Here is a 24,615-nt window from a genome sequence, read left to right as displayed (position 1 = left end):
ATCTGCTTAGTTGAGGCCCTCGGCCAGGGCCTTCTCGGTGGCGGCGCGAACGGCGGCCTCGGTGTCGCCGGTGAGCGGGAAGCGCGGCGGGCGGGTGGCTCCGCCGGGGCGGCCCGCCAGGTCCATGGAGACCTTGATGGCCTGCACGAACTCGGTCTTGGAGTCCCAGCGCAGCAGCGAGTGCAGGGACTTGTAGAGCGGCAGGGCGGTGTCGAGGTCGCCGGCGACGGCGGCCCGGTAGAGGGTGGCGCAGGCCCGCGGGAGGGCGTTGGGGTAGCCGGCGATCCAGCCGACGGCGCCGGCCAGGGCGAGTTCGAGCAGGACGTCGTCGGCGCCGATGAGCAGGTCGAGGCCGGGGGCGAGTTCGGCGATCTCGTAGGCGCGGCGCACGTCCCCGCTGAACTCCTTGACGGCGACGATGGATCCGTCGGCGTGCAGGCGGGCCAGCAGGGCGGGGACCAGGTCCACCTTGGTGTCGTACGGGTTGTTGTACGCGACGACGGGCAGCCCGGCGCGGGCGGCCTCGGCGTAGTGGGCGCGCACGGCCTGCTCGTCGGCCCGGAAGGCGTTGGGCGGCAGCAGGAGTACGGAGCCGGCGCCGGCCTCGGCGGCCTGCTCGGCCCAGCGGCGGGCTTCGGCGCTGCCGTAGGCGGCGACGCCGGGCATGACGCGGGCGCCGTCGCCGGCGGCCTCCACGGCGGTACGGACGACTCGGGCCCGCTCCTCGTCGGTGAGGGTCTGGTACTCGCCGAGGGAGCCGTTGGGGACCACGCCGTCGCAGCCGCTGGCGATCAGCCAGGCCACGTGTTCGGCGTAGGCGTCGTAGTCGACGCTGAGGTCCTCGCGCAGCGGGAGGGTGGTGGCGACCATGATGCCGTGCCAGGGGCGGGTGCGGGTGTCGGGGCCGGAGGTGGTGCGGGGCGCGGGGGTGGGCGCGTCGGTCATGAGAGGACTCCCTAGTGTGGTGTGTGACATTTTACTAGCGGGTGTGAGGCGGCCACAAGGGCCGGGGACGGTCCGATCAGTGCGCGTCCGGGGGAAGTTCGGCGAGCCGGCGCAGCGGGACCGGGCAGGACAGGGGCCTGCGGTCGGGGGCCGGGGCCTCGCCGGCGAGGGCGGCCACGGCCGGGCCGCACATCCGGCCCTGGCACCAGCCCATGCCCGCGCGGGTGAGGAGTTTGACCGTACGGGCGTCCCGCGCGCCGAGTTCGGCGGCGGCCTCACGGATCGTGCCGGCCGGCACCTCCTCGCAGCGGCAGGCGACGGCGTCGTCCCGGAGCCAGCCGGTCCAGCCGGGGCCCGGGCGGTGGGCGGCGGCCATCGCGTCGGCGAAGGCGCGCAGCCGCGCGCGGGTGCGGACGAGGCGGGGGAGGCGGCCGCCGGGCCGGGCACCGTGCCGGACGGCTGGGCCGCCGGGCGCCGCGGCCGGGGTCCCGCGCAGGGCGGCCGCGATGGAGTGGGCCGCCAGTTCGCCCTCCACCAGGGCCAGTTGGGCGCCGCCGATGCCGCCGGTCTCCCCCGCCGACCAGACGCCGGGCACGGAGGTCCGCTGTTCGGCGTCCAGGTCCAGGGCGACCGTTCCGTCGGGGCTGCGGCGGGTGGCGCAGCCGAGGCCGGTGCCGAGTTCCAGCTGGGGCACCAGGCCGTGGCCCACGGCGAGGGCGTCGCACGGGATGCGGCGGGCGGTGCCGGGCAGCGGGCGCCAGTCGCGGTCGAGCCGGGCGATGGTGACGGCCTCGACGCGGGCGGTGCCGTGGGCCTCGGTGACGGCGTGCCGGGTGAGCAGGCGGACGCGGTGCCGGGCCAGGGCGGCGCCGTAGGCCGCGGCCTCGGCGAGCTTGCCGGGGTTGCGCAGCAGGACCGGGGTCCGGGCGGCGTACGCGGTGTACGCGGCGGCCTCGACGACGGCGGGCACCGCGGCTCCGGCGGCGGCGAGCGACCCGGCCACGGCGAGCAGCAGCGGTCCGCTCCCGGCGACCACCACGCGCCTGCCGGGCAGGACGAGCCCGCCCTTGAGCATGGCCTGCGCCCCGCCGGCCCCGACGACCCCGGGCAGGGTCCAGCCGGGGAACGGCAGTTGGCGCTCGTAGGCCCCGGTGGCGAGGAGCACGGCAGCGGCGTGGACGGTCGTCTGGGCCTCGTCGCCGCGGATGGCGTGCAGGGTCCAGGTGCGGGGGGCGGCTGTCTGTGCGTGTGCTTCTGGGGCTGCGTGGGTGGCCGCCTCTCCGTCCGCGTCCTGGCTCGCGTCCGGGCCCGGGACCACCGTCCACACGTGGTGGAGCGGGAGGTAGGTGATGCGGCCGGCCGACTCGTGGGCGCGCAGGGCGGCCTCGCGCGTGGCGAACTCGGGCCAGGCGTGGTGCAGGGCCTGGGGGCGGGCGGCGCCGAGGCCCGGCGCGGGCTGGCGGTAGAACTGCCCGCCGGGCCGCTCCCCCGTGTCGAGGACGGTCACGCGCAGGCCGAGACCGGCGGCCGTGACGGCGGCGGCCAGGCCGGCGGGGCCGGCCCCGACGATCGCGAGGTCCGCCGGCGCGGGCCCGGCGGGCTCAGACGGCGAGGTCGGCATGGCCGGTTCCCTCCTGGGTGGTGACGGTGTCGCCCTCGCGGGCGGGGACGAGGCAGGCGCGTTGGTTCGGGCGGCCGTTGACCGTGACGAGGCAGTCGTAGCAGCTGCCGATGCCGCAGAAGGCGCCGCGCGGGGCGCCGCCCTCGCGGGTGGTGCGCCAGGCGAGGATCCCGGCGGCCCACAGCACGGCGGCGACGGACTGCCCCGCCTGCGCGGGGAGCTCACGGCCGTCGAAGCCGATGGTGTACTCGGCCGAAGGGGCACCGCCGACCAGGGAGCGGGGGGTGCGCATCAGGGGGTCCTCCTCGGGGGTGGGGGTGGCGGTGGGTGTGGTGTCCCGGGCCGGGGGCTCGGCGGGGGGCGTTGTCACCGGCTGCGCCGGGGCCCCTGGGCGGGGGCTCCGGCGGGGCCGGGGTCGGGGCCGGGGCGGGGTGTCGTCCGGGACTCATGACTTATGGCGCCTTGGGCGGGGCTGCGTCGGCGGCGGCCGCTGCCGCTGCCGCTGCCGCGCCAACAAATCACGTTCTACGTCCCGGACAACACCCCACCCCGCCCCCGCCCCGGCGGCACACCGCCCCGGACACAAACCGGGGGCTTCGTGCAGCGGGGGCGTGGGGGGCTTCATCCGAAGCGCTCCGGGCGGAACGGGGAGGAGGGGAGCGGGGGTTCGGCTTCCGTCAGGGACGCCGCGATGAGCAGGCCGGTCGCCGGGGCCAGGCCGATGCCCGCGCCCTCGTGGCCGCAGGCGTGCAGCAGGCCGGGCCGCCGCGGGTCCCGCCCGATCGCCGGGAGGTGGTCCGGCAGGTACGGGCGGAAGCCGTGGTAGGTGCGCAGGACCCGCACGTCCGCCAGGACGGGGAACAGCGCCGCCGCCTGGGCGGCGAGGCGGCGCAGCGCCTCGGTGGACAGGCGGCGGTCGAAGCCGACCCGTTCGCGGGTTGCCCCGATCAGGACCGGGCCCGCCGGCGTGCCCTCGACGACCGCCGAGGACTGCAGGGCGGCGGAGCCGCTGGCGACGTCCGCGATGTAGTCGGCGGCGTAGACCTTGTGCCGCACCACTCTCGGCAGCGGCTCGGTCACCAGGACGAAGCCGCGGCGCGGCAGGACCGGCAGGTTCACGCCCGCGAGCTCCGCGACCGCTCCGGCCCAGGTGCCCGCCGCGTTCACCACGGCGGGGGCCAGGAGTTCGCGGCGCGCGGTGCGGACCCCGCACACCGTCTCCCCCGAGCGCACGAAGCCCGTCACCTCCTCCCCGAGGTGGACCTCGGCGCCCGACGCGGCCAGCAGCCGGGCCGCGGCCTGTGCGGGCTGCACCTGGGCGTCCTGCGGGTAGAGGAAGCCGCCCGCGAGGCCGGGTGCCAGATGGGGTTCCAGGCCGCGCAGGTCGTCGGGGCCCGCCTCGGCCGACTCGACCCCGGCTTTGCGCTGGGCTTCGGCGAAGGTCCGCAGGGCCTGGAGCGAAGCCTGGTCCGGGGCGACGACGAGGCCGCCCTTGGCCTCGTACTCGATCTCCTGGGGGAGGACGGCCGCGAGCTCGCGCCAGAGTCCGGCGGACAGCAGGGCCAGGTCGAGCTCGGGGCCCGCCTCCTTGTCGGAGACGAGCAGGTTGCCTTCGCCGGCGCCCGTCGTGCCGCCCGCGACCGGGCCGCGGTCGACCACGGCCACGGAGAGTCCGGCGCGGGCCGCGTAGTACGCGCACGCCGCCCCGACGACGCCGGCGCCGATGATGACGGCGTCCAGGGAGTGTCTCTTGAGCACGGCAGTAATATGTCACATTCTTTATCGGCTGCCCAGACCGGCCCCGCGAGGGGGCCGGCCCGGTACGGATCAGCTGCGCAGGGGACCCTCACAGCTGTAACTCGCGCTCCCCGCCACCTTGTTCGACCAGATCTCCACCGGGCCGAAGGAGCAGTTCATGTCGGCCAGGTTGTTGGAGGCCGCGCCGGCCCGGTCGAGGATGAAGTAGTCGACCGTCTCGGACATGTCCTTGAAGTTCTGGTCGTCGCTGCGCCAGTTCTTCAGGTTCGCGGTGATCCGCCCGGTGCAGGTGAAGCGGCGCTTGCCGGGGTCGCCGTTCTCCACGCAGTCCGGGGTGTTGTACGTGGCCGCGGCGAAGGAGGACTTCACCGAGGCCAGCGCCGCGTCGCGCAGCTGGTCGTTGGGGGTGAAGGTGGTGTTCGGCACGAAGAGCTGGTCGACCTTGGCGATCTGCGCGTTCAGGAAGCGGTCGTAGTCGCGCTGGAGGTAGGTGTCGGCGCCCAGCCGGTGGCGCCACTGGTCGTACGCCGCCACGTCGTTGGCGCGCAGGTGGGTGTACATCTCGCGCAGCAGCGAGGGCTTCTCGGTCCACAGGAACTCGAAGAAGGTGCCGGCGTAGCTGTAGAAGCGGAAGCCGTCGCCCTCGTAGGTGGCGTTCAGCAGCTGCTCGACGGTCATCCGCGGACCGCCGTTCGCGGTGTCGTTGATGATGCTCTTGACCAGGGACTTGCGGACGGCGATGCCGTTGTCGCGGGTGGCGCCGTCGAAGAACTCGGCCGTGCCCTCGTCCATCGCGGTCGTACGGTCGCCCTCGTACCAGGGGCCCTCGCCGAAGAAGCCGGGAACGGCGAAGCGGCCGTTGAGGTAGTGGGTGTACTCGTGGCGGAAGAGCTCCTCGAGGGTGAGGGAGGAGTCCTGCGGGACGCGGCGCTGGTAGGTGTAGAAGGTGGCGCCGTTCTCGATGTAGATGCCGCCGTTGTTGGTGTCGTAGCCCGTCAGGATGGGGTGGTAGTTCTCGTAGTCGGCGCGGGAGCCGTACAGCACGATGTTCAGCGTGGTGTTGGGGTCGCCGGCCAGCGGTTGGTCGGTGCCCAGCACGCGGTGGAACTGTGTCTTGACCTGCTTGCTCGCGTAGTAGAGCTGGTCGACGGTGGCCCGGTCGAGGCCGGTGCGGACCTTGATGGCGCCGTTGTCGTAGACGAAGGTGTTCGGGAAGATCTGCTTCTCGATGTCCTCCTTGCACACCCCGTACTGCTTGCACGCCTCGTAGAAGTTGAGCCAGGAGACGACCTTGGCCCACGGCTCGGTGCCGAGCGAGGCCTTCACCGGCTCCAGCATCGCGCCGAGGTCGGCGACGACCTGCCCCCGCAGTCCCTCGACCTGGCCGAACCGGCCGTACTCGCTGAGGGCGTCACGCGCCACCCAGGCGTTGCGCGTGCCCTTGAGGTGGGTGTAGCCCGCGAAGGCCTTGAAGGCGGCGCGGTAGGAGGCGTCGGCCGCCACGGCGGCGTGGAAGGCGTCGTCCTGGTTGCCCGGGTAGACGCCGAGGTAGTTGACGGAGAGGGCGGCGAGGGCGGCGCCCGCCCACCCGGCGTCGAGGTGGGTGGCGGGGTGGGCCGGGTCCATGGTGGCCAGGACCTTGGTGATGAGGCCGAGCTGGTGCTGGCGCAGGCCCGGGGCGCTGCCCGCGTACAGGGCTTCGCGCAGGGTGCGGGCGTTGGAGGCGGTCACGTCGAAGCTGCGGGCGGCGTTGCCGTAGTCGGCGATGGCCTGGCGCATGGCGGCCACGGTCGGCGCGTCGGTGACGTCGATCTCGGAGCGGGAGTAGTCGTGGTAGGCGACCGCGTGCAGGTAGGTGAACATCTCCTCCAGGTGTGAGGAGTTACGGCCGTCGTGGGCGGCGGCCAGGCTGGATATGCGGCGCGAGACGGCCTGGACGTGCGCATCGGACATCACCGGGGTGAGCCGGGCGTCCCAGGTCCAGATGAGGCCGCGCAGACAGCCGTCGGCGAGGACGGCGGGGTCGGCGAGGAAGTCGGCGAACTGCTCCGGGCCGAGGCCGGTGATCCCGTCGAGGGTGCAGGGGACGCCCGCCGCGACGCTGCGCGCGGTGGGGGCCTGGGCGGCCGCCTTGCGGCTCTTCTCGGTGCGTTCGGCGGGCGCGGCGGCGGCCGTGGCCGCGCCGGGGACCTGCCCGGTGATGGCCTGCCCGCCCGGGGCCGGGGCGGGGGCGGGGGTCGCGTCGTTGGCGTTGGCGAGGTGGTCGACCTCGTCGAAGGGGTTCGGCGCGGGTGCCGGGGCGGCGGCCGGGGCGCCGGCGAAGGCGGCCGGGACGGGGGCCTCGGCGGCCTGCGTGGTGGCCTGCCCGGCGGAGGCGAGGAGCGTCACAGCGACGGCGGAGGCGAGGAGGGACGAGCGCACGGCTCTGTGCTTGGACACCGGAACTCCTGGTGGGAGAGGCTGGAGTGGGGGGTGGTGCGGTGAACGGCCCTGCGTCACACGGCGTTTGACGGGGATTAACGTGCCGCGGTGTGAGCTGTAACATAGTAATGTGAAATTGCACTGACAAGACCTGTGCGACCACCAGTTCGCACCTTCTTGAGGGAGCCCCCGTGACCGACACTCCGCCCCGCCTCCACACCGGCAGCCACGACCTGCCGGTATCCCCGGAGTTGTCCCGTTTCATGGCGGAGGGCTGGGCCGCCTCCCCGCTGCCCGGCTCCGACCGCGTCCCCGGCCACGCCGTCACCCCGGCCCGCCGGGCGCGCCTCTCCGCCCGGTTTCCCGGCGAGCGGCTGGTCATCCCGGCCGGCGGGCTGAAGGTCCGCTCCAACGACTGCGACTACCGCTTCCGCCCGCACAGCGCGTACGCCTGGCTCACGGGCCTGACGGGCGAGGACCAGGCGGGCCACGTCCTGGTGCTGGAGCCCTGCGGACCGCACGCCCACGAGGCCGTGCTGTACCTGCGGCCGCGCTCGCCGCGTGCGGACGGGAACGAGGAGTTCTTCCGCGACCGCCGGTACGGGGAGTTCTGGGTGGGCCGCCGCCCCGACCTGGCGGAGGCGGAACGCCTCACCGGCATCCGCTGCGCCCACCTGGACCTGCTGGGCACCCAGGCCGGCCGCGACGCGACCACCGACCCCGAACTGGCCGCCGCGCTCTCGGAACTGCGCCTGGTCAAGGACGCGTGGGAGGTGGAACAGCTCCAGCTGGCGGTCGACCACACCGCGGCGGGCTTCGAAGACGTCGTACGGGCACTGCCGCGCGCCCTGGCCCACCCGCGCGGGGAGCGGTGGATCGAGGGGGTGTTCAACCTGCGCGCCCGGGCGGAGGGCAACGGCACCGGGTACGAGACGATCGCGGCGGCGGGCGCGCACGCGTGCACGCTGCACTGGATCCGCAACGACGGCCGGCTGAACGGCGACGAACTGCTGCTGCTGGACGCGGGCGTGGAGACGGACACCCTGTACACGGCGGACATCACCCGCACCCTCCCGCTGTCGGGCCGCTTCACCCCGGTCCAGCGGCAGGTGTACGAACTGGTCCTGGCCGCCCAGGAGGCGGGCATCGCCGCCCTGCGCCCCGGGGCGAGCTTCGGGGACTTCCACCGGGCCGGGATGCGGGTGATCGCGGAGGGCCTGGCGGAGTGGGGCGTCCTGAAGGACGCACGCGGCGACCTGCACCGGCGGTACACGCTGTGCAGCAGCGGGCACATGCTGGGCCTGGACGTCCACGACTGCGCGAAGGCGCGGGCGGAGACCTACCTGGGAGGGGTCCTGGAGGAGGGCCAGGTCCTCACGGTGGAACCGGGCCTGTACCTCCAGCCGGACGACGAGACCCTGCCGGCGGAGCTGCGCGGCATCGGCGTGCGCATCGAGGACGACCTGGTCGTCACGGCGGACGGGGCGCGCCTGATGTCGGGGGCCCTGCCGCGCACGGTGGCGGGGATCGAGGAGTGGATGGGCGGGCTCCTGGAGGGGTAGCCGTCCCTCTCGGATCGAGCCGCTCACCGGGGCGGTGGCCGCTGTCGCCGATCGGCCTGATCGTGCCGGGCTCCCCTGGTCCGGCGGTCCATGGCCGGCGAGGGCCGGGCGTCAGGGCCAGGGGGTGTCCCGGCGGCCAGGCCGGGCCCGGCCTGAGGGCCGGGGTGTCCTGGCGGCCAGCCGGGCCCGGCGCCCGCCGGCTACGGCAGGACCGCGACGCCGTCGAGTTCGAGGAGGGCCTGGTCGTCCCAGAGGCGGACCACGCCGATGACGGCCATCGCCGGATAGTCCCGGCCCGCCAACCTCCGCCAGATCAGGCCGAGTTCCCCCGCGCAGTCCCGGTAGGCCGCCACGTCCACCGCGTAGACGGTGACCCGGGCCAGGTCCGCGGGGGCTCCGCCGGACTTCGCGAGGGCCGTCAGCAGGTTGGACAGGGCCCGCTCGAACTGCTCCGGCAGGGTCTCCCCCACCACCTTCCCCGCCGCGTCGAGCGCCGTCTGCCCGGCCAGGAACACCAGCCGGGAACCGGTCGCCGCCACCGCGTGGGAGAAGCCCGTCGCCGGGGACAGCTCCGGCGGGTTGATCCGCTCGAGGCTCATCGCGCGACCGCCCCCCGGTAGAGCTCCTTCGCGATGATCGTGCGCTGCACCTCGCTCGCCCCCTCGTAGATCCTCGGCGCCCGCACCTCCCGGTAGAGGTGCTCCAGCAGGTGCCCCCGCCGCAGGGCGACCGCCCCGTGCAGCTGGACCGCGTGGTCCACCACGTACTGGGCGGTCTCCGTGGCCAGGAGCTTCGCCATCGCCGCACGCCGCGGAACGTCCGGCGAGCCCCCGTCGTAGGCGCCGGCCGCCGCGTACACCAGCAGCCGGGCCGCCTCCGTGCGGGTGGCCATCTCGGCCACCCGGTGGGCCACCGCCTGCAGGTCGCTCAGCCGGCCGCCGAACGCGGCCCGGTCCGCCGTGTACGCGAGCGTCGCGTCGAGCGCGGCCCGGGCCATGCCCACCGCGAACGCCCCGACGCTCGGCCGGAACAGGTTCAGCGTGTCCATCGCGACGCGGAAGCCCTGGCCGGGCTCACCGAGCAGGTCCTCCCGGCCGACCGGGACGCCGTCAAAGGCCAGCGAGCCGATGGGGTGCGGGGACAGCATGTCGAGCGGCTCGCCGGTGAGCCCGGGCCGGTCCGCCGGGACCAGGAAGGCCGACACCCCCTTGGCCCCCGGACCCTCCCCCGTCCGGGCGAACACCGTGTAGAAGTCCGCCTCCGGGGCGTTGGAGATCCAGCACTTCTCCCCGCTGAGCCGCCAGCCGCCACCGGAACCGCTGCCCGAACCGGGGCCGGTGTCAGGGGCCGCGGCCAGCTCCAGCGCCGCCGCGTCCGACCCCGCCCCCGGCTCGCTCAGCGCGAAGGCCGCCACCGCCCGCCCGGCGCGCACCTCGGGCAGCCAGCGCTCGCGCTGCGCCGCACTGCCCGACCGCAGCACCGGATACGCGCCCAGGCCCTGGAGGGCGAGCGCCGTCTCGGCCTCGGTGCAGCCGTAGGCAAGCGACTCCCGCAGCAGGCACAGTTCCAGCGCGCCCGAGGCGAACACCCGCTCCAGCAGGCCCAGCTCCCCCAGCGCCGCGAGCAGCGGGCGGTTGACCCGGCCCGGCTCCCCCTTCTCGGCCAGCGGCCGCAGCCGGTCGGCCGCCTGTGCGCGCAACTGCCCGCACCACGCCTCCTGGTCCGCCCCGAGCGCGAATCCGTTCATCCGAACACCCCCGCTTCTATCGCGTCCTGTTGACTGCCGTCACCATCACGATACGCTGCTTCGGGGGTACCTCCCAGCGGCAGCCGGGGGAGACCGCACGGCCGGCTCCACCCCATCCGGGACCTTCGCAAGGGGGCGAACCCGCCTTGGATCTCAAGCCTTCCGCTCACGCCGACACCTTTGCGCGCGATCACCTGCCACCCCCGGACACCTGGCCGGAGCTCCTCTTCGAACTGCCCGAACTGGCCTATCCGGACCGCCTGAACTGCGCCGCCGAGCTGCTCGACGCCACCATCGCCCGGTTCGGGGCCGAGGGCGCGGCCCGGCCGGCCGTCCGCAGCGCCGCGGGCGAGGTGTGGTCGTACGGCGGGCTGCGCGAGCGCGTGGACCGGCTCGCCCATGTGCTCACGGCCGACCTGGGGGTCGTCCCGGGCAACCGGGTGCTGCTGCGCGGGCCCACCGGCCCCTGGCTCGCCGCCTGCTGGCTCGCGGTGGTCAAGGCGGGGGCGGTGGCGGTCACCGTCCTGCCGCAGCAGCGCGCCCAGGAACTGGCCACGGTGTGCGCGATGGCCCGGGTGCGGCACGCCCTGTGCCACGTGGGCGCCTTGGACGACCTGGTCAAGGCGGAGGTGCCGGGGCTGCGGATCACCGGCTACGGGGGCGAGGCTCCGGACGATCTGCTGCACCTCGCCGAAGGGCACGCGGGCCGGCCGTTCCCCGCCGTGGAGACCTCCGCCGACGACGTCGCCCTGATCGCCTTCACCTCCGGGACCACCGGACGGCCCAAGGGGTGCATGCATTTCCACCGGGACCTGCTGTCCATCGCCGACACCTTCTCCCGCACGGTGCTGCGCCCCCGCCCCGACGACGTGTTCGCGGGCAGCCCGCCCCTCGGGTTCACCTTCGGCCTGGGCGGGCTGGTCGTCTTCCCGCTGCGGGCCGGGGCCTGCGCGCTGCTGCTGGAGGAGGCGGCGCCGCGCCACCTGCTGCCCGCGCTCGCCGAGCACCGGGTGACGGTGCTGTTCACGGCGCCCACCGCCTACCGGACGATGCTGGACGCGCTGGGCCCCTACGACGTGGGCATGTACGACCTCTCCGCGCTGCGCCGCTGCGTCTCGGCCGGGGAGAACCTGCCCGCCGCGACCTGGCAGGCCTGGTACGAGCGCACCGGCCTGCGGATCATCAACGGGATCGGGGCCACGGAGCTGCTGCACATCTTCATCTCGGCCGCCGACGGGGACATCCGGCCCGGCACCACGGGCCGGGTGGTCCCGGGCTGGCAGGCCCGGGTGGTGGACCCCGCCGGCCGCCCGGTCGCCGACAACGAGCCGGGCCTGCTGGCCGTGCGCGGCCCGGTCGGATGCCGCTACCTGGCCGATCCGCGGCAGGGGGAGTACGTGCGGGACGGCTGGAACCTGACCGGCGACACCTACGTACGCGATCCGGAGGGCTACTTCCGCTACGTCGCCCGCGCCGACGACATGATCATCTCGGCCGGGTACAACATCGCTGGCCCGGAGGTGGAGGAGGCCCTGCTGCGCCACCCGGACGTGGTCGAGGCCGCGGTGGTGGGCCGCCCGGACGAGCGACGCGGGCAGGTGGTCGTGGCGTACACCGTCGTACGGGACGGCGTGGTCCTCACGGAGGAGGACCTGCGCACCTTCATGCGGAAGGAACTGGCCCCCCACAAGTGCCCGCGCTCCTTCGTCTTCCTGCCCGCCCTCCCCCGGACCGCCACGGGGAAGCTGCAAAGGTTCAGGCTGCGGGATCTAGAGTGAAGCCGTGGTGGAGCACAGTCCGCGGTCTTTGATCGTCACGTTCTACGGCGCCTACGGACGGGCCTTCGAGGGCCCGGTCCCGGTGTCCGCCCTGGTGCGCCTGCTGGGCGCGGCCGGCGTGGACGCCCCGTCGGTCCGCTCGTCGGTGTCCCGGCTGAAGCGGCGCGGCTTCCTGCTGCCCGCGCGGGCGGCGGACGGTTCGGCGGCGTACGAGCTGTCCGCGGAGGCGCGGCAGCTGCTGGACGACGGCGACCGGCGGATCTACGGGGGCCGCGACGACGGGGCGGGCGGGTCCGGCGAGTGGCTGGTGGCCGTGTTCTCAGTCCCGGAGCAGGAGCGACACAAGCGGCACCTGCTGCGCTCCCGGCTGGCCCGGCTCGGCTTCGGTTCGGTCGCGCCGGGGGTGTGGATCGCCCCGGCCCGGCTGTTCGGGGAGACCGAGCACACGCTGGAGCGGCTGCACCTGACCCCGTACGTGGAACTCTTCCGGGGCGCCCACCTCGGCTTCGCCCCGACCGCCGAGGCCGTGGCCCGCTGGTGGGACCTGACGGCCCTGGCCAAACAGCACGAAGAGTTCCTCGACCTGCACGAACCCGCCCTGCGCGCCCTCCAGTCGGGCCCCGCCCCGACCCCGGAGGAGGCCTACCGCGGCTATCTGCTCGCCCTGGACAGCTGGCGCCGCCTGCCGTACGCCGACCCGGGCCTGCCGCGCGAACTGCTCCCGGCGGACTGGCCGGGCGACCGCGCGGCGGCCGTCTTCGCCGAGCTGCACACCCGGCTGCGGGACGCGGGCGCGCGGTTCGCGCAGCCGTAGCCGGCCGGACGGCGGCGTGCGGCCCTCCACCGCCGGGCCGGGCGGCCTGAGCCGCGGGTGCGCCGCGGCCGGCGGGCCCGCGACGGCCGGCGGGCCTGCGGGAAATGCGGGTGCGCGGCGGTGCGGCGCCGCGCCAGGATGTGCCATGACTTGGACCTTCACCTCAGACCTCGCCGCCTATCTGGCCGCGGCGGGCCCGGCCGTGGCCGCGCAGCCCGTTTCCAACACCCTCCTGCTGACCGTGGCGGACGCGCTGGAACGGCGCGGACCCCATGCCTTCGGCCCGGCCGATCCCGTCTTCGGGTGGTGGACCGGGCCCGACGGCGCCGTGTCCGCAGGGGTGCTGTGCACCCCGCCCTATCCGCTCCAGCTCGGCGCCGTGCCCGCGGAGGCCGTCCGGGCGCTGGCGGAGGCACTCGCCGCCGAGCCGCTGCTCGCCGGTCTGCACGGCTTCAACGCCCGCCGCCCGGACGCCGAAACCCTGGCCCTGGCGTGGGGGCGCCCCACCCGCGTGGCCGAGGAGACCCGCCTCTACCGGCTGGGCGACCTGCTCGCCCCGGATCCCGCGCCGGCCGGGCGGGCCCGGCGTGCCACCGGGGAGGACCTGCCGCTGCTGCGGGAGTGGATCACGGCCTTCGACGAGGAGCTGGGACTGCCGGCGCCCGCCTCCGAGGCCGCGCTGCGCGACCGGATCTCCTACGGCGGCTTCCTGCTGTGGGAGCACGACGGGGAAGCCGTGTCGCTGGCGTCCTTCTCCCGCCCGATCGGTTCGGCCTGCCGCGTCGGCCCGGTCTACACCCCGCCGGAGCAGCGCGGCCGCGGCTACGCCGCCGGCGTGACGCACGCGGCGAGCGAAGCGGCGTACGCGGCGGGCGCCTCGGAGGTCCTGCTCTTCACGGACCTGGCCAACCCGACCAGCAACGGCATCTACCTGCGCCTGGGTTACACCCCGGTCGAGGACCGTGCCGAGATCGTCCCGGCCTGAGGCGGTGGAGCGGTCTCAGCCGCGGCCCGTCGGCGGTTTGCGGCTGCCGGCCCGGTAGGGCCGCGGCCAGGGCGCGGCCGGGCCGTCGTAGGACTGGTCGGCGGCGGCGTGCAGGGTCCAGTGGGGGTCGTAGAGGTGGGGCCGGCCGACGGCGCACAGGTCCGCGCGCCCGGCCAGGAGCAGGGAGTTCACGTCGTCCCAGGAGGAGATCGCGCCGACGGCGATGACGGGGACGCCCAGCGCGTTGCGGATCCGGTCGGCGTACGGGGTCTGGTACGAGCGCCCGTACTCCGGGGCCTCGTCCGCGACGACCTGGCCGGTGGAGACGTCGATGGCGTCCGCGCCGCGGGCGGCGAACGCGGCCGCGATCCGGACCGCCTCCTCGGGCGAGGTGCCTCCGGGTGCCCAGTCGGTGGCCGAGAGGCGGACCGTCATCGGCCGGTCCTCGGGCCATACGGCGCGGACCGCGTCGAAGACCTCCAGCGGGAAACGCAGCCGGTTCTCCAGGGTGCCGCCGTAGCCGTCGGTGCGGTGGTTGGTCAGCGGTGAGAGGAACCCGGAGAGCAGGTAGCCGTGGGCGCAGTGCAGTTCCAGCAGGTCGAAGCCGCAGTCGGCGGCGCGGACCGCGGCGGCCGCGAACTCGGATCGGATCGCGGCCATGTCCGCGCGGGTGAGGGCGCGCGGGACCGCGGAGACGCCGGGCCGGTAGGGCAGGGCGGAGGCGGCCACCAGGGGCCAGTTGCCCTCGGGGAGGGGGTCGTCCATGCCCTCCCACATCAGGCGGGTGGAGCCCTTGCGGCCGGAGTGGCCGAGCTGGACGCCGAGCGCGGTGCCGGGGGCCGAGGTGTGGACGAAGTCGGTGATCCGCTGCCAGGCGGCGGCCTGCTCCTGGGTGTAGAGGCCGGTGCAGCCGGGGGTGATGCGGCCCTCGGCGCTGACGCACACCATCTCCGTCATGACCAGGCCCGCGCCGCCGAGCGCCCGGGCGCCGAGGTGGACCAGGTGGAAGTCGCCGGGCATCCCGTCCCGGGCGCAGTACATGTCCATGGGTGAGACGACGACCCGGTTGCGCAGGGTCAGGCCGCGCAGGGTGAAGGGGGTGAACATGGGCGGGGTCGCTTCGTCCGGGCAGCCGAAGTCCCGTTCCACGGACCGGGTGAACCGTTCGTCGCGCAGGCGCAGGTTGTCGTGGGTGACCCGGCGGCTGCGCGTGAGCAGGTTGAAGGCGAACTGCCGGGCGGGCTGGCCGGTGTATCCGGCGATCTCCTCGAACCAGCGCATGCTGGCGGCCGCGGCCCGCTGGGTGCTGGCGACGGCGGGCCGCCGGGCCGCCTCGTACGCGGCGAGCGCGGCCGGCACGTCCGGCTCGCGGCGGACCGCCTCGGCGAGGGCGAGGGCGTCCTCCACGGCCAGTTTGGTGCCGGATCCGATGGAGAAGTGGGCGGTGTGGGCGGCGTCGCCGAGCAGGACCACGTTGCCGTGGGACCACCGCTCGTTGACGACGGTGCGGAACCGCGTCCAGGTGGAGCGGTTGCCGTGCAGGGGCCGTCCGCGCAGGGCCTCGCCGAAGATCTTGGCGCAGCGGGCCGCGGACTCGGCCTCGTCGCACAGGTCGAAGCCCGCCGCCCGCCAGACGTCCTCGTGCATCTCGACGATGACGGTGGAGGCGTCGGCCGCGTAGGGGTAGGCGTGCAGCTGCATGACGCCGTGTTCGGTCTCGGCGATCTCGAAGCGGAAGGCGTCGAAGGCGAAGTCGGCGGCGAGCCACACGTAGCGGCAGCGCCCGCCGGTCACGGTCGGCGCGAAGTGGCCGGCTCCGGCCTCGCGGGTGGCGCTGTGCACCCCGTCCGCCGCGACCACCAGGTCGTGGGAGGCGGCCAGGGCGAAGGCGTCGGGGGCCTCGGCGCGGAAGCGGAGCCGGACGCCGAGGCCGGCGCAGCGCTCGTGCAGGATCTCCAGCAGCCGTCGCCGTCCGAGGGCCGCGAAACCGTGGCCGCCGGAGGTCAGCAGCCGTCCGCGGTGCACGATGTCCACGTCGTCCCAGCGCACGAACTCCGCGCTCAGGGCCGCGTACACCGGGGAGTCGGCCTGTTCGATCCCGCCGAGGGTCTCGTCGGAGAGGACCACGCCGAAGCCGAAGGTGTCGTCGGGTGCGTTCCGTTCCCAGACCTCGACGGTGTGGCCCTGGCGGGCCAGGAGTGCGGCGGCGTACAGCCCGCCCGGTCCCCCGCCGACGACGGCGACCCGCATGGCGTCCGCGGACATGTGGCTACCTGCCCTTCCACTCCGGCGGGCGCTTGCCCGTGAAGGCCGCGTGGAACTCGGCGTAGTCCTGGCCGGTCATGAGCAGGGCCTGGGTGCTGGCGTCCAGCTCCACGGACGCGGCGAGCGGCATGTCGAGCTCGGAGGTGAGCAGCGCCTTGGTCTGCGCGTAGGCGAGGGCGGGCCCGGCGGCGAGGTGCGCGGCGAGTTCGGCGGCCCGTACGTGGGCCTTGCCCTCCTCGGTGAGTTCGCTGAGCAGGCCGATGCGTTCGGCCTCGGGGGCCCGTACGGGCTCTCCGAGCATGAGCAGCCGGGTGGCGTGGCCGAGGCCGACGACGCGGGGCAGCAGGTAGGCGGCGCCCATGTCCCCGCCGGACAGGCCGACGCGGGTGAAGAGGAACGCGAAGCGGGCGGTGGGGTCGGCGATGCGGAAGTCGGCGGCGAGCGCGAGGACGGCGCCGGCGCCGGCGGCCACCCCGTGCACGGCGGCGATCACCGGGAAGGGGCATTCGCGCAGGGCGCGCACGACCTGGCCGGTCATCCGGTTGAAGTCGAGGAGCTGCGCGGTGTCCATGGCGAGGGTGGCGCCGATGATCTCGTCCACGTCGCCGCCGGAGCAGAAGCCGCGCCCCTCGCCGCCGAGGACGAGGGCGCGCACGGAGCGTTCACGGGACAGCTCGGCGAGCAGGTCGCGCAGGTCGGCGTAGGCGCCGAAGGTCAGCGCGTTGAGTTTGTCGGGGCGGTCGAGGGTGACGGTGGCCACGCCGTCCTGCCGGGTCACCCGCAGGTGGCGCCACCGTTCGGTCGCTTCTGTGGAACCGGTGAAGGGGCTCACACGACCGAAGGTATCACCAGCCCGTGACTGCCGTCACAGAAACGCGACACGTGGTGCGGTCGGTGGTCCGCCCGCCGCGTCACTGCGGCGGTACGGCGTCGCGCCACACGTGCCGAAGGTCCGTCCGGCCGGGCACCGCGGTCCCCTGCGGTGCGGACGGGGTGCCCTACAGGTCCGGATTTCGGGTTCGTATGGTGGAAAGCAGGATCTGCCGCTGCCTCACCTCCCGCCGACCCCCTGCCGCCCGCCCCCGCCGACCCCTGCCGCCCCCTGCGCCCCTACGGAACGGAGGGACCTGCCGTGCCCGACGCCTCCGCCTGGCGCATCTGCCTGCCCCACACGACGGCCGCCGTCCCCCTCGCCCGCGCCCTGGTCCGCACCGCGCTGGCCGAGGTCGACGCGCCGGCGGACAGTGACACCGCGGAACTGCTGACCGCCGAACTGGTCGCCAACGCCGTCGAGCACACCCGCCCCGGCATCCCGATCGAGCTGGTCGTGGAGCTGCTGGAGAGCGGCTGCCAGGTGGAGGTCCACGACGGCGACCCGCAGCCGCCGGGCGATCTGACGGCGCGGCCGGACGTCACCCACCCCGACCCCTGGCAGGAGCACGGCCGCGGACTGCTGCTGATCCGCACCCTGAGCTCGGCCTGCGGGCACCGGCCCACCCCGCACGGCAAGGCGGTGTGGTTCACCCTGCCCGCGCGCCTGCCGCGGCACGGGTGACCGCGCGTATGCCTATGCGCCGGGCTTGGCGAGCGTGGCGACGAGCACGGCCTTGATGGTGTGCAGCCGGTTCTCGGCCTCGTCGAAGACCACGGAGTGCGCGGACTCGAACACCTCGTCCGTCACCTCCAGGCATTCCAGGCCGTGCCGCTCGTGGATCTCCCGGGACACCTTGGTGCCCAGGTCGTGGAAGGCCGGCAGGCAGTGCATGAACTTCACGTCGGGGTTGCCGGTGGCCCGCAGCACGTCCATGGTCACCGCGTACGGGGACAGCGCCGCGATCCGCTCGTCCCAGACCTCTTCGGGCTCGCCCATCGACACCCAGATGTCCGTGACGACGAAGTCGGCCTGGGCCGCGCCCTCGGCGACCTCCTCGGTCAGGGTGATCCGGGCGCCGCTGCGCGCCGCGAGCTCGCGCGCCGCGGCCACCACGGGCTCGGCCGGCCAGTAGGCCTTCGGCGCGACGATCCGTACGTCCATGCCCAGCAGTGCGCCGGTGACGAGGTAGGAGTTGCCCATGTTGAAGCGGGCGTCGCCGAGGTAGGCGAAGGAGATCCGCTCCAGCGGCTTGGTGCAGTGCTCGGTCATGGTCAGGACGTCGGCCAGCATCTGGGTGGGGTGCCAGTCGTCGGTGAGGCCGTTGAAGACGGGGACCCCGGCGTGGGCCGCGAGCTCCTCGACCGTGTCCTGGCTGTCGCCCCGGTACTCGATCCCGTCGAACATGCGGCCCAGCACCCGGGCGGTGTCCTTGACCGACTCCTTGTGGCCCATCTGCGAGCCGGAGGGGTCCAGGTAGGTCGTACGGGCACCCTGGTCGGCCGCGGCGACCTCGAAGGCGCAGCGGGTGCGCGTCGAGGTCTTCTCGAAGATCAGCGCGATGTTGCGGCCCTGGAGCAGGGGCCGCTCGGTGCCGGCCTTCTTGGCGGCCTTGAGTTCGGCGGCGAGCTCGACGAGGCCGCGGAACTCGGCGGCGGTGAAGTCGAGCTCCTTGAGAAAACTGCGGCCGGCGAGGTCGGTGGCCATGGGGTCGCTCCAGCGTCACGGTGACAGGGGGTATTGGAAGTCTATACGATCCTCTGTATTCATATACAGCCCCAGGGGGGTGGCCTGCCCCACCCGCTCCCCACCTCCCGTCAGACGCCGTCGCGCTCCACCGGGCAGCTCATGCAGCGCGGCCCGCCCCGCCCCCGGCCCAGCTCGCTGCCCGGGATCTCGATGACCTCGATGCCCTCCTTGCGCAGGTGCGTGTTGGTGGTCACGTTCCGCTCGTAGGCGACCACCACCCCCGGCTCGACGGCCAGAACGTTGCACCCGTCGTCCCACTGCTCGCGCTCCGCCGAGTGCACGTCCTGCGTCGCGGTGAGCACCCGGATCGAGTCCAGCCCGAGCGCCGCCGCGATGGCCCGGTGCATGTGCTCCGGGGGGTGGTCGGTCACCTTCAGCTCCTGCGGCTCGGCCCCCGGCTCGATCGTGTAGGAGCGGAGCATGCCGAGGCCCGCGTACTGGGTGAACGTATCTCCGTCGACCATCGTCATCACCGTGTCCAGGTGCATGAACGCCCGCCGCTTCGGCATGTCCAGGGCCACGATGCTGGTCGCCGAGCCGGCCGCGAACAGGCCCCGCGCCAGCATCTCCACCGCCTGCGGGGTGGTCCGCTCGCTCATCCCGATGAGCACCGCGCCGTTCCCGATGACCAGTACGTCACCGCCCTCGATCGTCGAGGGGTAGTCGGCCTGCCCCTGCGACCAGTAGTGGAAGGCGCCCGAGGAGGTGAAGAGCGGGTGGTGCCGGTAGATCGCCTCGAAGTGCACGGTCTCGCGCTGCCGCGCCGGCCAGCGCATCGCGTTGATGGACACCCCGTCGTAGATCCACGCGGAGGTGTCCCGGGTGAACAGGTGGTTGGGCAGCGGCCCCAGCAGGAAGTCGTCCAGCTCCATCGCGTGGAAGCGCACCGACACCGGCTCCGCGTGCCGCTCCAGGAACTCCCGCTTGGTCATCCCGCCGACCAGCGCCTCGGCCAGGTCTGCCGAGCCGAGCCCGTCGAAGACCGCCCTGAGGTGGTCGGTGGCGAGCGGCCCGTACTCCTTCTCGTCGAACACCCGGTCCAGGACGAGGTGTCTCGCCTCCGGGATGTCGAGCGCCTCGCGCAGCAGGTCGCCGAAGAGGTGGACCGCCACGCCCCGGTCGCGCAGCACGTCCGCGAAGCCGTCGTGCTCCTGGCGGGCCCGGCGCACCCACAGCACGTCGTCGAAGAGGAGCGCGTCCTTGTTCCTCGGTGTGAGCCGCTTCAGCTCCAGGTCGGGCCGGTGGAGGATGACGCGGCGAAGCCGCCCGGTCTCGGAGTCGACATGGAATCCCATGCCGTACACGTTCCCAGACCGGGCGGCCTTTTGAGGTGGCGTCCGCTCAGCGAGGGGTTCCCAGGCCGAGAAGTGCCGTCGGGGCGCCCACGAGCTCGGGGGCGACCAGTCCCAGCTTGGGCGTGGTCAGGTTCGGCAGACCGGAGTTGGAGCCGTCGGGCATCGTCAGCGGGGAGCCGAGGATCGCGCCCGGGGTCCGGGCGCGCATCGTGGTGGCCGGGGCGTCGAGGGAGCCCTCGCCGTCCGTCGCCGGCTCGCCCAGCAGGTTCGGCACCGGAGAGGTGATGAGGGTGTCGCCGAGTTCGGTGGCGATCGGCACCGCCGGGAGCAGCGGCGTCGGGAGCATGTCCCCCCGGTGGAAGCGGGGCGCCTCGGGCGCTCCGACGACCGGCACCGGCACCCCGGTGGCCACGCGGGGGGCGTCCACGCCCAGCGTGGTCTCCACGGCCTCCAGCGGGACTCCGACCGGGACCGACGAGGCCACGGCCGGGGTGGCCGCGCCGGCCGCCGCCATACAGGTCAAGAGCGCCGCAAAGCTTCCGCGCGCGGTCATCTTCATAGGTGAGGTTCCGTCCTTCCAGGGTCGCGGACAGTCCGCTGCCCTGGATGAACGATCCCGCCGGTGGTTTTCCCGGCGTTCTCCGCGAAAGTTCCCCCATACGACCTAATTCGCGGCCGTACGGGGGCCTCGGCTTTACGCGCCCGTGCGAGCGGGACGGCGTCACAGGCGCGGGTCGACCGGCTCCGACTCCAGGGCGAGCACCGCGAAGACGGCCTCGTGGACCCGCCACAGCGGCTCGTCCGCCGCCAGTCGGTCCAGCGCCTCCAGCCCGAGCGCGTACTCGCGCAGGGCCAGCGACCGCTTGTGGCCGAGGAAGCGCTCGCGCAGCCGCTCCAGGTGGTCGGGGCGGGTGTACTCCGGACCGTAGATGATCCGCAGGTACTCGCGCCCGCGGACCTTGACGCCGGGCTGCACCAGGCGGCCCTTGCCGTCCCGGGCGTACGCCTGGAGCGGCTTGACGACCATGCCCTCACCGCCGGTGGCCGTCAGCTCCAGCCACCAGTCGGTGCCCGCCCGTACGGAGTCCTCGTCCGCGGTGTCCACCAGGATCCGGCCGGTGCGGCGCAGCAGCCCGGTGCCCGCCGCCTCGTCGGCGGCGACCAGCCGGTCCAGCCAGAACAGCTGCTCGTCGTGGGGCACGGCGGCCAGCGACCGTCCGGCCGCCGCCAGCAGCTGGAAGGGCGCGAACCGCACGCCGTCCAGTCCGTCGGTGGGCCAGCAGTAGCGCCGGTACGCCTCGGTGAAGGCGGCCGCGTCGGCGGCCCGGCCGCGCTGGCGCTCCAGCAGCTCCCCGGTGTCGACGCCCCGGGCGGCAGCCGCCTCCAGGGCGGCTGTCACGGCCGGGAAGACGGCGCCCGAGGCGGCGCCCACGGCGGCGTACTGGTTGCGCAGCAGGCCGCCGGACTTCAGGGACCAGGGCAGCAGTTCGCCGTCCACCAGCAGCCAGTCGGTGGCCAGTTCCTCCCACAGGCCGGCGTCGGTGACGGCCGTGCGGAGCCGGGCGAGGACCTCCTCGGTGACCTCGGGATCCTTGAAGAACGGCCGGCCGGTGCGGGTGTAGACGGAACCGGTCGGGCCGTCGACGCCGAAGCGCCCGAGGGCCGCGTCGGCGTCCTTGCAGAGCAGGACGGTGGCGCGGGAGCCCATGTGCTTCTCCTCGCACACCACCTGGGCGATGCCGTCCTTGCGGTACTGGGCGAAGGCCTCGGCCGGGTGCTCCAGGTAGCCGTCCTCCCGCGAGGTGGCGGTCGGCGCCATGGTCGGCGGCAGGTACGGGACCAGCCGGGGGTCCACGGCGAAGCGGCTCATGACCTCCAGGGCCGCCGCCGCGTTCTCCTCGCGGACGGTGACGTTGCCCAGGTGCCGGGTCTCCACGATCCGGCGCCCGTGCACGTCGGCCAGGTCCAGCGGGCGGCGGTCCTGTCCGCCCGGCGCCTCGGCGGCCAGCGGCTTCACGGGCTCGTACCAGACCTTCTCGGCCGGTACGTCGACCAGTTCGCGCTCGGGCCAGCGCAGGGCGGTCATCTTCCCGCCGAAGACGGCCCCGGTGTCGAGGCAGATGGTGTTGTTGATCCAGGAGGTGTTCGGGACCGGGGTGTGCCCGTAGACCACGGCCGCCTTGCCGCGGTAGTCCTCGGCCCACGGGTAGCGCACGGGCAGGCCGAACTCGTCGGTCTCGCCGGTGGTCTCCCCGTACAGGGCGTGCGAACGGACCCGGCCGGAGGTGCGGCCGTGGTACTTCTCGGGCAGCCCGGCGTGGCAGACCACCAGCCTGCCGCCGTCCAGCACGTAGTGGCTGACGAGGCCGCGGATGAACTCCCGTACCTGCCGGACGAACTCCTCGGGCTCCCCCTCCAGCTGCTCGATGGTCTCGGCGAGGCCGTGGGTCCGCTGGACCTTGGAGCCCTTGAGGTAGCGGCCGAGCTTGTTCTCGTGGTTCCCCGGCACGCACAGGGCGTTGCCGGACCCGACCATGCCCATGACGCGGCGCAGCACGCCGGGGCTGTCCGGTCCGCGGTCGACGAGGTCGCCGACGAAGACGGCGGTGCGGCCCGCGGGGTGGACCCCGTCCTCGTACCCGAGCTTGGCGAGCAGGGTCTCCAGCTCCGAGGAGCAGCCGTGGATGTCGCCGATGATGTCGAAGGGGCCGGTGAGGTGGGTGAGGTCGTTGTAGCGCTTCTCCAGGACGACCTCGGCGGTCTCCACCTCCTCGACGGAACGCAGCACGTGCACCTTGCGGAAGCCCTCGCGCTCCAGTCCGCGCAGCGAGCGCCGCAGATCGCGGCGGTGGCGCTGGATGACCGCGCGGGGCAGCCCGGCCCGGTCGGGGCGGGCCGCGTTGCGCTCGGCGCACACCTCTTCGGGCAGGTCGAGGACGATGGCGATGGGCAGGACGTCGTGGCGGCGGGCGAGTTCGACGAGCTGCCTGCGGGCCTCGGCCTGCACGCTGGTGGCGTCGACCACGGTGAGGCGGCCGGCCTCCAGCCGCTTGCCGGCGATGCAGTGCAGCACCTCGAAGGCGGCCTTGCTGGCGCTCTGGTCGTTCTCGTCGTCGGCGACGAGCCCGCGGCAGTAGTCGGAGGAGATGACCTCGGTCGGCTTGAAGTGCTTGCGGGCGAAGGTGGACTTGCCCGATCCGGTGGCCCCGACGAGGACGACGAGGGACAGGTCGGTGACGGGGAGGACACGGGTCCGGTGGGCCTCGGCGGTCCCGGCGGTCCCGGAGTCTGCGGTGGTCATGCTGCCTCGCCCTCCTTCGGGGTGTCGGTGGTGGTGGCGCCGGTGGTGGTGCCGGTGCCGGTGTCGGTCTGCGTGAAGACGGCCATCTGGGTCGGCGGCCCCACCTCGGGGTCGTCGTCCCCCACGGGCACGAACTCGACGCCGTATCCGTGCCGTTCGGCGACGGAGCCGGCCCAGGCGCGGAACTCCCCGCGGGTCCACTCGAACCGGTGGTCGCCGTGCCGGACCTGCCCGGCGGGCAGGGACTCCCAGCGGACGTTGTACTCGACGTTCGGCGTGGTCACGAGGACCGTGCGCGGACGGGCCGAGCCGAACACCGCGTACTCCAGCGCGGGCAGCCGCTCCGGATCCAGGTGCTCGATGACCTCGCTGAGCACGGCGGCGTCATAGCCGGCCAGCCGCTTGTCGGTGTAGGCGAGCGAGCCCTGGATCAGCCGGACCCGCGTGCTCTGCCGCTCGCCCATCCGCTCCAGCCGCAGCCGCCTGGCCGCGAGGTTCAGGGCCCGCACGGACACGTCCATGCCGACGACCTCGGTGTACGCCGGGTCCCCCAGCAGCGCCTGGACCAGCTGGCCCTGTCCGCAGCCGAGGTCGAGCACCCGCTGGGCGCCCGCGCCGCGCAGGGCGGCGAGGATCGCGTCCCGGCGCTGGACGGCGAGCGGTACCGGCCGCTCCTGCGTGTCGCGCGACTCGTCGACGGCGTTGTCGAGCTCCTCGACCTCGCTGCCGTCGGCCTCGGCGAGGCGGACCAGCTCCAGGCGCTCGAGGGCGTCCTGGGTCAGGCGCTTGTGGCGGGCGAGGTAGCGGGAGCTGATCAGGCCGTTCTCCGGGTGCGCGGCCAGCCAGCCGTCTCCGGCGCGGAGCAGCTTGTCGACCTCGTCGGGGGCGACCCAGTAGTGCTTGGCGTCGTCGAGCACGGGCAGCAGGACGTACAGCTGGCGCAGGGCGTCGGCGAGTCGCAGCCCGCCCTCCAGGACGAGCCGTACGTACCGCGAGTCCCCCCACTCGGGGAACCGCTCGTCGAGCGGCACGGGTTCGGCCCGTACGAGGTCCCAGCCGAGCGGGTCGAACAGCCGGTGCACGAGCTCTGCCCCGCCGCGTGCGGGCAGCGCCGGGATCTCCACGCGCAGCGGCCGGGCCTGCTCCGCCAGCTCGGGGCGGGCGGTGCACTGTCCCTTCAGCGCACTGCGGAACACGCCGCTGAGCGCGACGGCGAGCAGCGAGGAGGCCGCGTACGGCCGGTCGTTGACGTACTGCGCGAGCGCGGCGTCGGGCGCTCCGCCCCGCCCCTTCCCCTGCCCGCGCCGCACGAGCGCGACGGGGTCCACCTCCAGCATCAGCGCCGCCGTGCACCGCTGCGCGGTGGCCTCGGGGTAGAACACGTGGGCGGTGCCGTAAGACTGACTCTCTACCCGGACACGGTCCGGGTGCTTGTGCAGGAGAAAGCCCAGTTCAGTGGCCGGATTCTCCGCGGTGCCCGTCGTGGTGATCGTGAGGAACATG

General features: G+C 74.1%; 19 protein-coding genes. 5 read left to right on the top strand and 14 right to left on the bottom strand.

All coding sequences use genetic code 11. The annotated features are described in order from the left end of the window. Window positions 1–6: 6 nt before the first annotated feature. The 5 genes from BGK67_RS26440 to BGK67_RS26420 all read right to left on the bottom strand — a co-directional run bounded on the left by BGK67_RS26440 (window position 7) and on the right by BGK67_RS26420 (window position 6,763). The gene (locus BGK67_RS26440; protein WP_069922412.1) at window positions 7–945 is read right to left on the bottom strand and encodes a dihydrodipicolinate synthase family protein; all 939 of its coding nucleotides are present in this window, start codon (window positions 943–945) and stop codon (window positions 7–9) included. 76 nt (window positions 946–1,021) lie between these two features. Then, window positions 1,022–2,566: an FAD-dependent oxidoreductase gene (locus tag BGK67_RS26435; protein ID WP_069922411.1), complete on the bottom strand. Its 1,545-nt coding sequence runs from the start codon at window positions 2,564–2,566 to the stop codon at window positions 1,022–1,024. Beyond that, on the bottom strand, window positions 2,547–2,861 hold the full coding sequence (locus BGK67_RS26430; protein ID WP_069924121.1) for a (2Fe-2S)-binding protein: 315 nt from the start codon (window positions 2,859–2,861) through the stop codon (window positions 2,547–2,549). Before BGK67_RS26430 ends, BGK67_RS26435 begins: the two co-directional genes overlap by 20 nt. 326 nt (window positions 2,862–3,187) lie before the next feature. After that, a complete protein-coding gene (locus BGK67_RS26425; RefSeq protein ID WP_069922410.1) occupies window positions 3,188–4,324 on the bottom strand; it encodes an NAD(P)/FAD-dependent oxidoreductase in 1,137 nt (378 codons plus the stop codon). Window positions 4,325–4,393: 69 nt separating this feature from the next. Further along, window positions 4,394–6,763 (bottom strand): collagenase, encoded by a 2,370-nt coding sequence (locus BGK67_RS26420; protein ID WP_069922409.1) that lies wholly within the window; start codon window positions 6,761–6,763, stop codon window positions 4,394–4,396. Window positions 6,764–6,936: 173 nt separating this feature from the next. On the opposite strand from BGK67_RS26420, the gene BGK67_RS26415 reads away from it, so the two are divergent. Then, entirely contained in the window at window positions 6,937–8,307 is a 1,371-nt protein-coding gene (locus tag BGK67_RS26415) for an aminopeptidase P family protein (protein ID WP_069922408.1), read from the top strand. A 200-nt stretch (window positions 8,308–8,507) separates the two neighbouring features. Here BGK67_RS26415 and BGK67_RS26410 read toward each other — a convergent pair whose 3' ends face one another. After that, window positions 8,508–8,906 (bottom strand): RidA family protein, encoded by a 399-nt coding sequence (locus BGK67_RS26410; protein ID WP_069922407.1) that lies wholly within the window; start codon window positions 8,904–8,906, stop codon window positions 8,508–8,510. Next, window positions 8,903–10,054, bottom strand: a complete 1,152-nt coding sequence (locus tag BGK67_RS26405) for an acyl-CoA dehydrogenase family protein (protein WP_069922406.1) — start codon at window positions 10,052–10,054, stop codon at window positions 8,903–8,905. Before BGK67_RS26405 ends, BGK67_RS26410 begins: the two co-directional genes overlap by 4 nt. Window positions 10,055–10,200: 146 nt before the next feature. On the opposite strand from BGK67_RS26405, the gene BGK67_RS26400 reads away from it, so the two are divergent. From BGK67_RS26400 to BGK67_RS26390, 3 genes are all read left to right on the top strand, one after another. Next, window positions 10,201–11,832 carry an AMP-binding protein gene (locus tag BGK67_RS26400; RefSeq protein ID WP_069922405.1) on the top strand — a complete coding sequence of 544 codons (1,632 nt, stop codon included), beginning with the start codon at window positions 10,201–10,203 and terminating at the stop codon, window positions 11,830–11,832. 4 nt (window positions 11,833–11,836) lie between these two features. Beyond that, the gene (locus BGK67_RS26395) at window positions 11,837–12,646 is read left to right on the top strand and encodes a PaaX family transcriptional regulator (RefSeq protein ID WP_069922404.1); all 810 of its coding nucleotides are present in this window, start codon (window positions 11,837–11,839) and stop codon (window positions 12,644–12,646) included. A 145-nt stretch (window positions 12,647–12,791) separates the two neighbouring features. Further along, window positions 12,792–13,631 carry a GNAT family N-acetyltransferase gene (locus BGK67_RS26390; protein WP_069922403.1) on the top strand — a complete coding sequence of 280 codons (840 nt, stop codon included), beginning with the start codon at window positions 12,792–12,794 and terminating at the stop codon, window positions 13,629–13,631. Window positions 13,632–13,646: 15 nt separating this feature from the next. Here the strand turns inward: BGK67_RS26390 and BGK67_RS26385 are convergent, their stop codons facing one another. Further along, window positions 13,647–15,896, bottom strand: coding sequence for a bifunctional salicylyl-CoA 5-hydroxylase/oxidoreductase (locus tag BGK67_RS26385; protein WP_069922402.1), 2,250 nt, complete (start codon window positions 15,894–15,896; stop codon window positions 13,647–13,649). Between the two features lie 4 nt (window positions 15,897–15,900). Next, on the bottom strand, window positions 15,901–16,728 hold the full coding sequence (locus tag BGK67_RS26380; protein WP_069922401.1) for an enoyl-CoA hydratase family protein: 828 nt from the start codon (window positions 16,726–16,728) through the stop codon (window positions 15,901–15,903). 300 nt (window positions 16,729–17,028) lie between these two features. Between BGK67_RS26380 and BGK67_RS26375 the strand changes: the two genes are divergently transcribed. Beyond that, window positions 17,029–17,451, top strand: coding sequence for an ATP-binding protein (locus BGK67_RS26375; RefSeq protein WP_107488858.1), 423 nt, complete (start codon window positions 17,029–17,031; stop codon window positions 17,449–17,451). Between the two features lie 12 nt (window positions 17,452–17,463). On the opposite strand, the gene argF is transcribed toward BGK67_RS26375, so the two are convergent. The 5 genes from argF to BGK67_RS26350 form a co-directional block, all read right to left on the bottom strand. Next, complete coding sequence (gene argF / locus BGK67_RS26370; protein WP_069922400.1) at window positions 17,464–18,474, bottom strand: ornithine carbamoyltransferase; 1,011 nt, start codon at window positions 18,472–18,474, stop codon at window positions 17,464–17,466. Window positions 18,475–18,584: 110 nt separating this feature from the next. Continuing rightward, window positions 18,585–19,811: an arginine deiminase gene (locus BGK67_RS26365; protein ID WP_069922399.1), complete on the bottom strand. Its 1,227-nt coding sequence runs from the start codon at window positions 19,809–19,811 to the stop codon at window positions 18,585–18,587. 46 nt (window positions 19,812–19,857) lie between these two features. Then, on the bottom strand, window positions 19,858–20,364 hold the full coding sequence (locus BGK67_RS26360) for a hypothetical protein (RefSeq protein WP_244291310.1): 507 nt from the start codon (window positions 20,362–20,364) through the stop codon (window positions 19,858–19,860). A gap of 168 nt (window positions 20,365–20,532) precedes the next feature. Then, window positions 20,533–23,112, bottom strand: a complete 2,580-nt coding sequence (locus tag BGK67_RS26355; RefSeq protein ID WP_069922397.1) for a polynucleotide kinase-phosphatase — start codon at window positions 23,110–23,112, stop codon at window positions 20,533–20,535. Beyond that, window positions 23,109–24,614 carry a 3' terminal RNA ribose 2'-O-methyltransferase Hen1 gene (locus tag BGK67_RS26350; protein ID WP_069924119.1) on the bottom strand — a complete coding sequence of 502 codons (1,506 nt, stop codon included), beginning with the start codon at window positions 24,612–24,614 and terminating at the stop codon, window positions 23,109–23,111. The genes BGK67_RS26355 and BGK67_RS26350 overlap by 4 nt, the downstream gene beginning before the upstream one ends. Window position 24,615 lies beyond the last annotated feature (1 nt).

The organism is Streptomyces subrutilus (genome assembly GCF_001746425.1).
Lineage (GTDB): Bacteria > Actinomycetota > Actinomycetes > Streptomycetales > Streptomycetaceae > Streptomyces > Streptomyces subrutilus_A.
The sequence above is the reverse complement of the archived record's forward strand: the minus strand, read 5'-3'. Positions and strand labels throughout refer to the sequence as shown.

Bases quoted from the DNA above. Each gene is read 5' to 3' on its own strand.
- BGK67_RS26440 (WP_069922412.1), bottom strand. From the start codon at position 945: ATGACCGACGCGCCCACCCCCGCGCCCCGCACCACCTCCGGCCCCGAC.
- BGK67_RS26350 (WP_069924119.1), bottom strand. From the start codon at position 24,614: ATGTTCCTCACGATCACCACGACGGGCACCGCGGAGAATCCGGCCACT.
- BGK67_RS26410 (WP_069922407.1), bottom strand. From the start codon at position 8,906: ATGAGCCTCGAGCGGATCAACCCGCCGGAGCTGTCCCCGGCGACGGGC.
- argF (WP_069922400.1), bottom strand. From the start codon at position 18,474: ATGGCCACCGACCTCGCCGGCCGCAGTTTTCTCAAGGAGCTCGACTTC.
- BGK67_RS26390 (WP_069922403.1), top strand. From the start codon at position 12,792: ATGACTTGGACCTTCACCTCAGACCTCGCCGCCTATCTGGCCGCGGCG.
- BGK67_RS26365 (WP_069922399.1), bottom strand. From the start codon at position 19,811: ATGGGATTCCATGTCGACTCCGAGACCGGGCGGCTTCGCCGCGTCATC.
- BGK67_RS26385 (WP_069922402.1), bottom strand. From the start codon at position 15,896: ATGTCCGCGGACGCCATGCGGGTCGCCGTCGTCGGCGGGGGACCGGGC.
- BGK67_RS26435 (WP_069922411.1), bottom strand. From the start codon at position 2,566: ATGCCGACCTCGCCGTCTGAGCCCGCCGGGCCCGCGCCGGCGGACCTC.
- BGK67_RS26360 (WP_244291310.1), bottom strand. From the start codon at position 20,364: ATGACCGCGCGCGGAAGCTTTGCGGCGCTCTTGACCTGTATGGCGGCG.
- BGK67_RS26355 (WP_069922397.1), bottom strand. From the start codon at position 23,112: ATGACCACCGCAGACTCCGGGACCGCCGGGACCGCCGAGGCCCACCGG.
- BGK67_RS26405 (WP_069922406.1), bottom strand. From the start codon at position 10,054: ATGAACGGATTCGCGCTCGGGGCGGACCAGGAGGCGTGGTGCGGGCAG.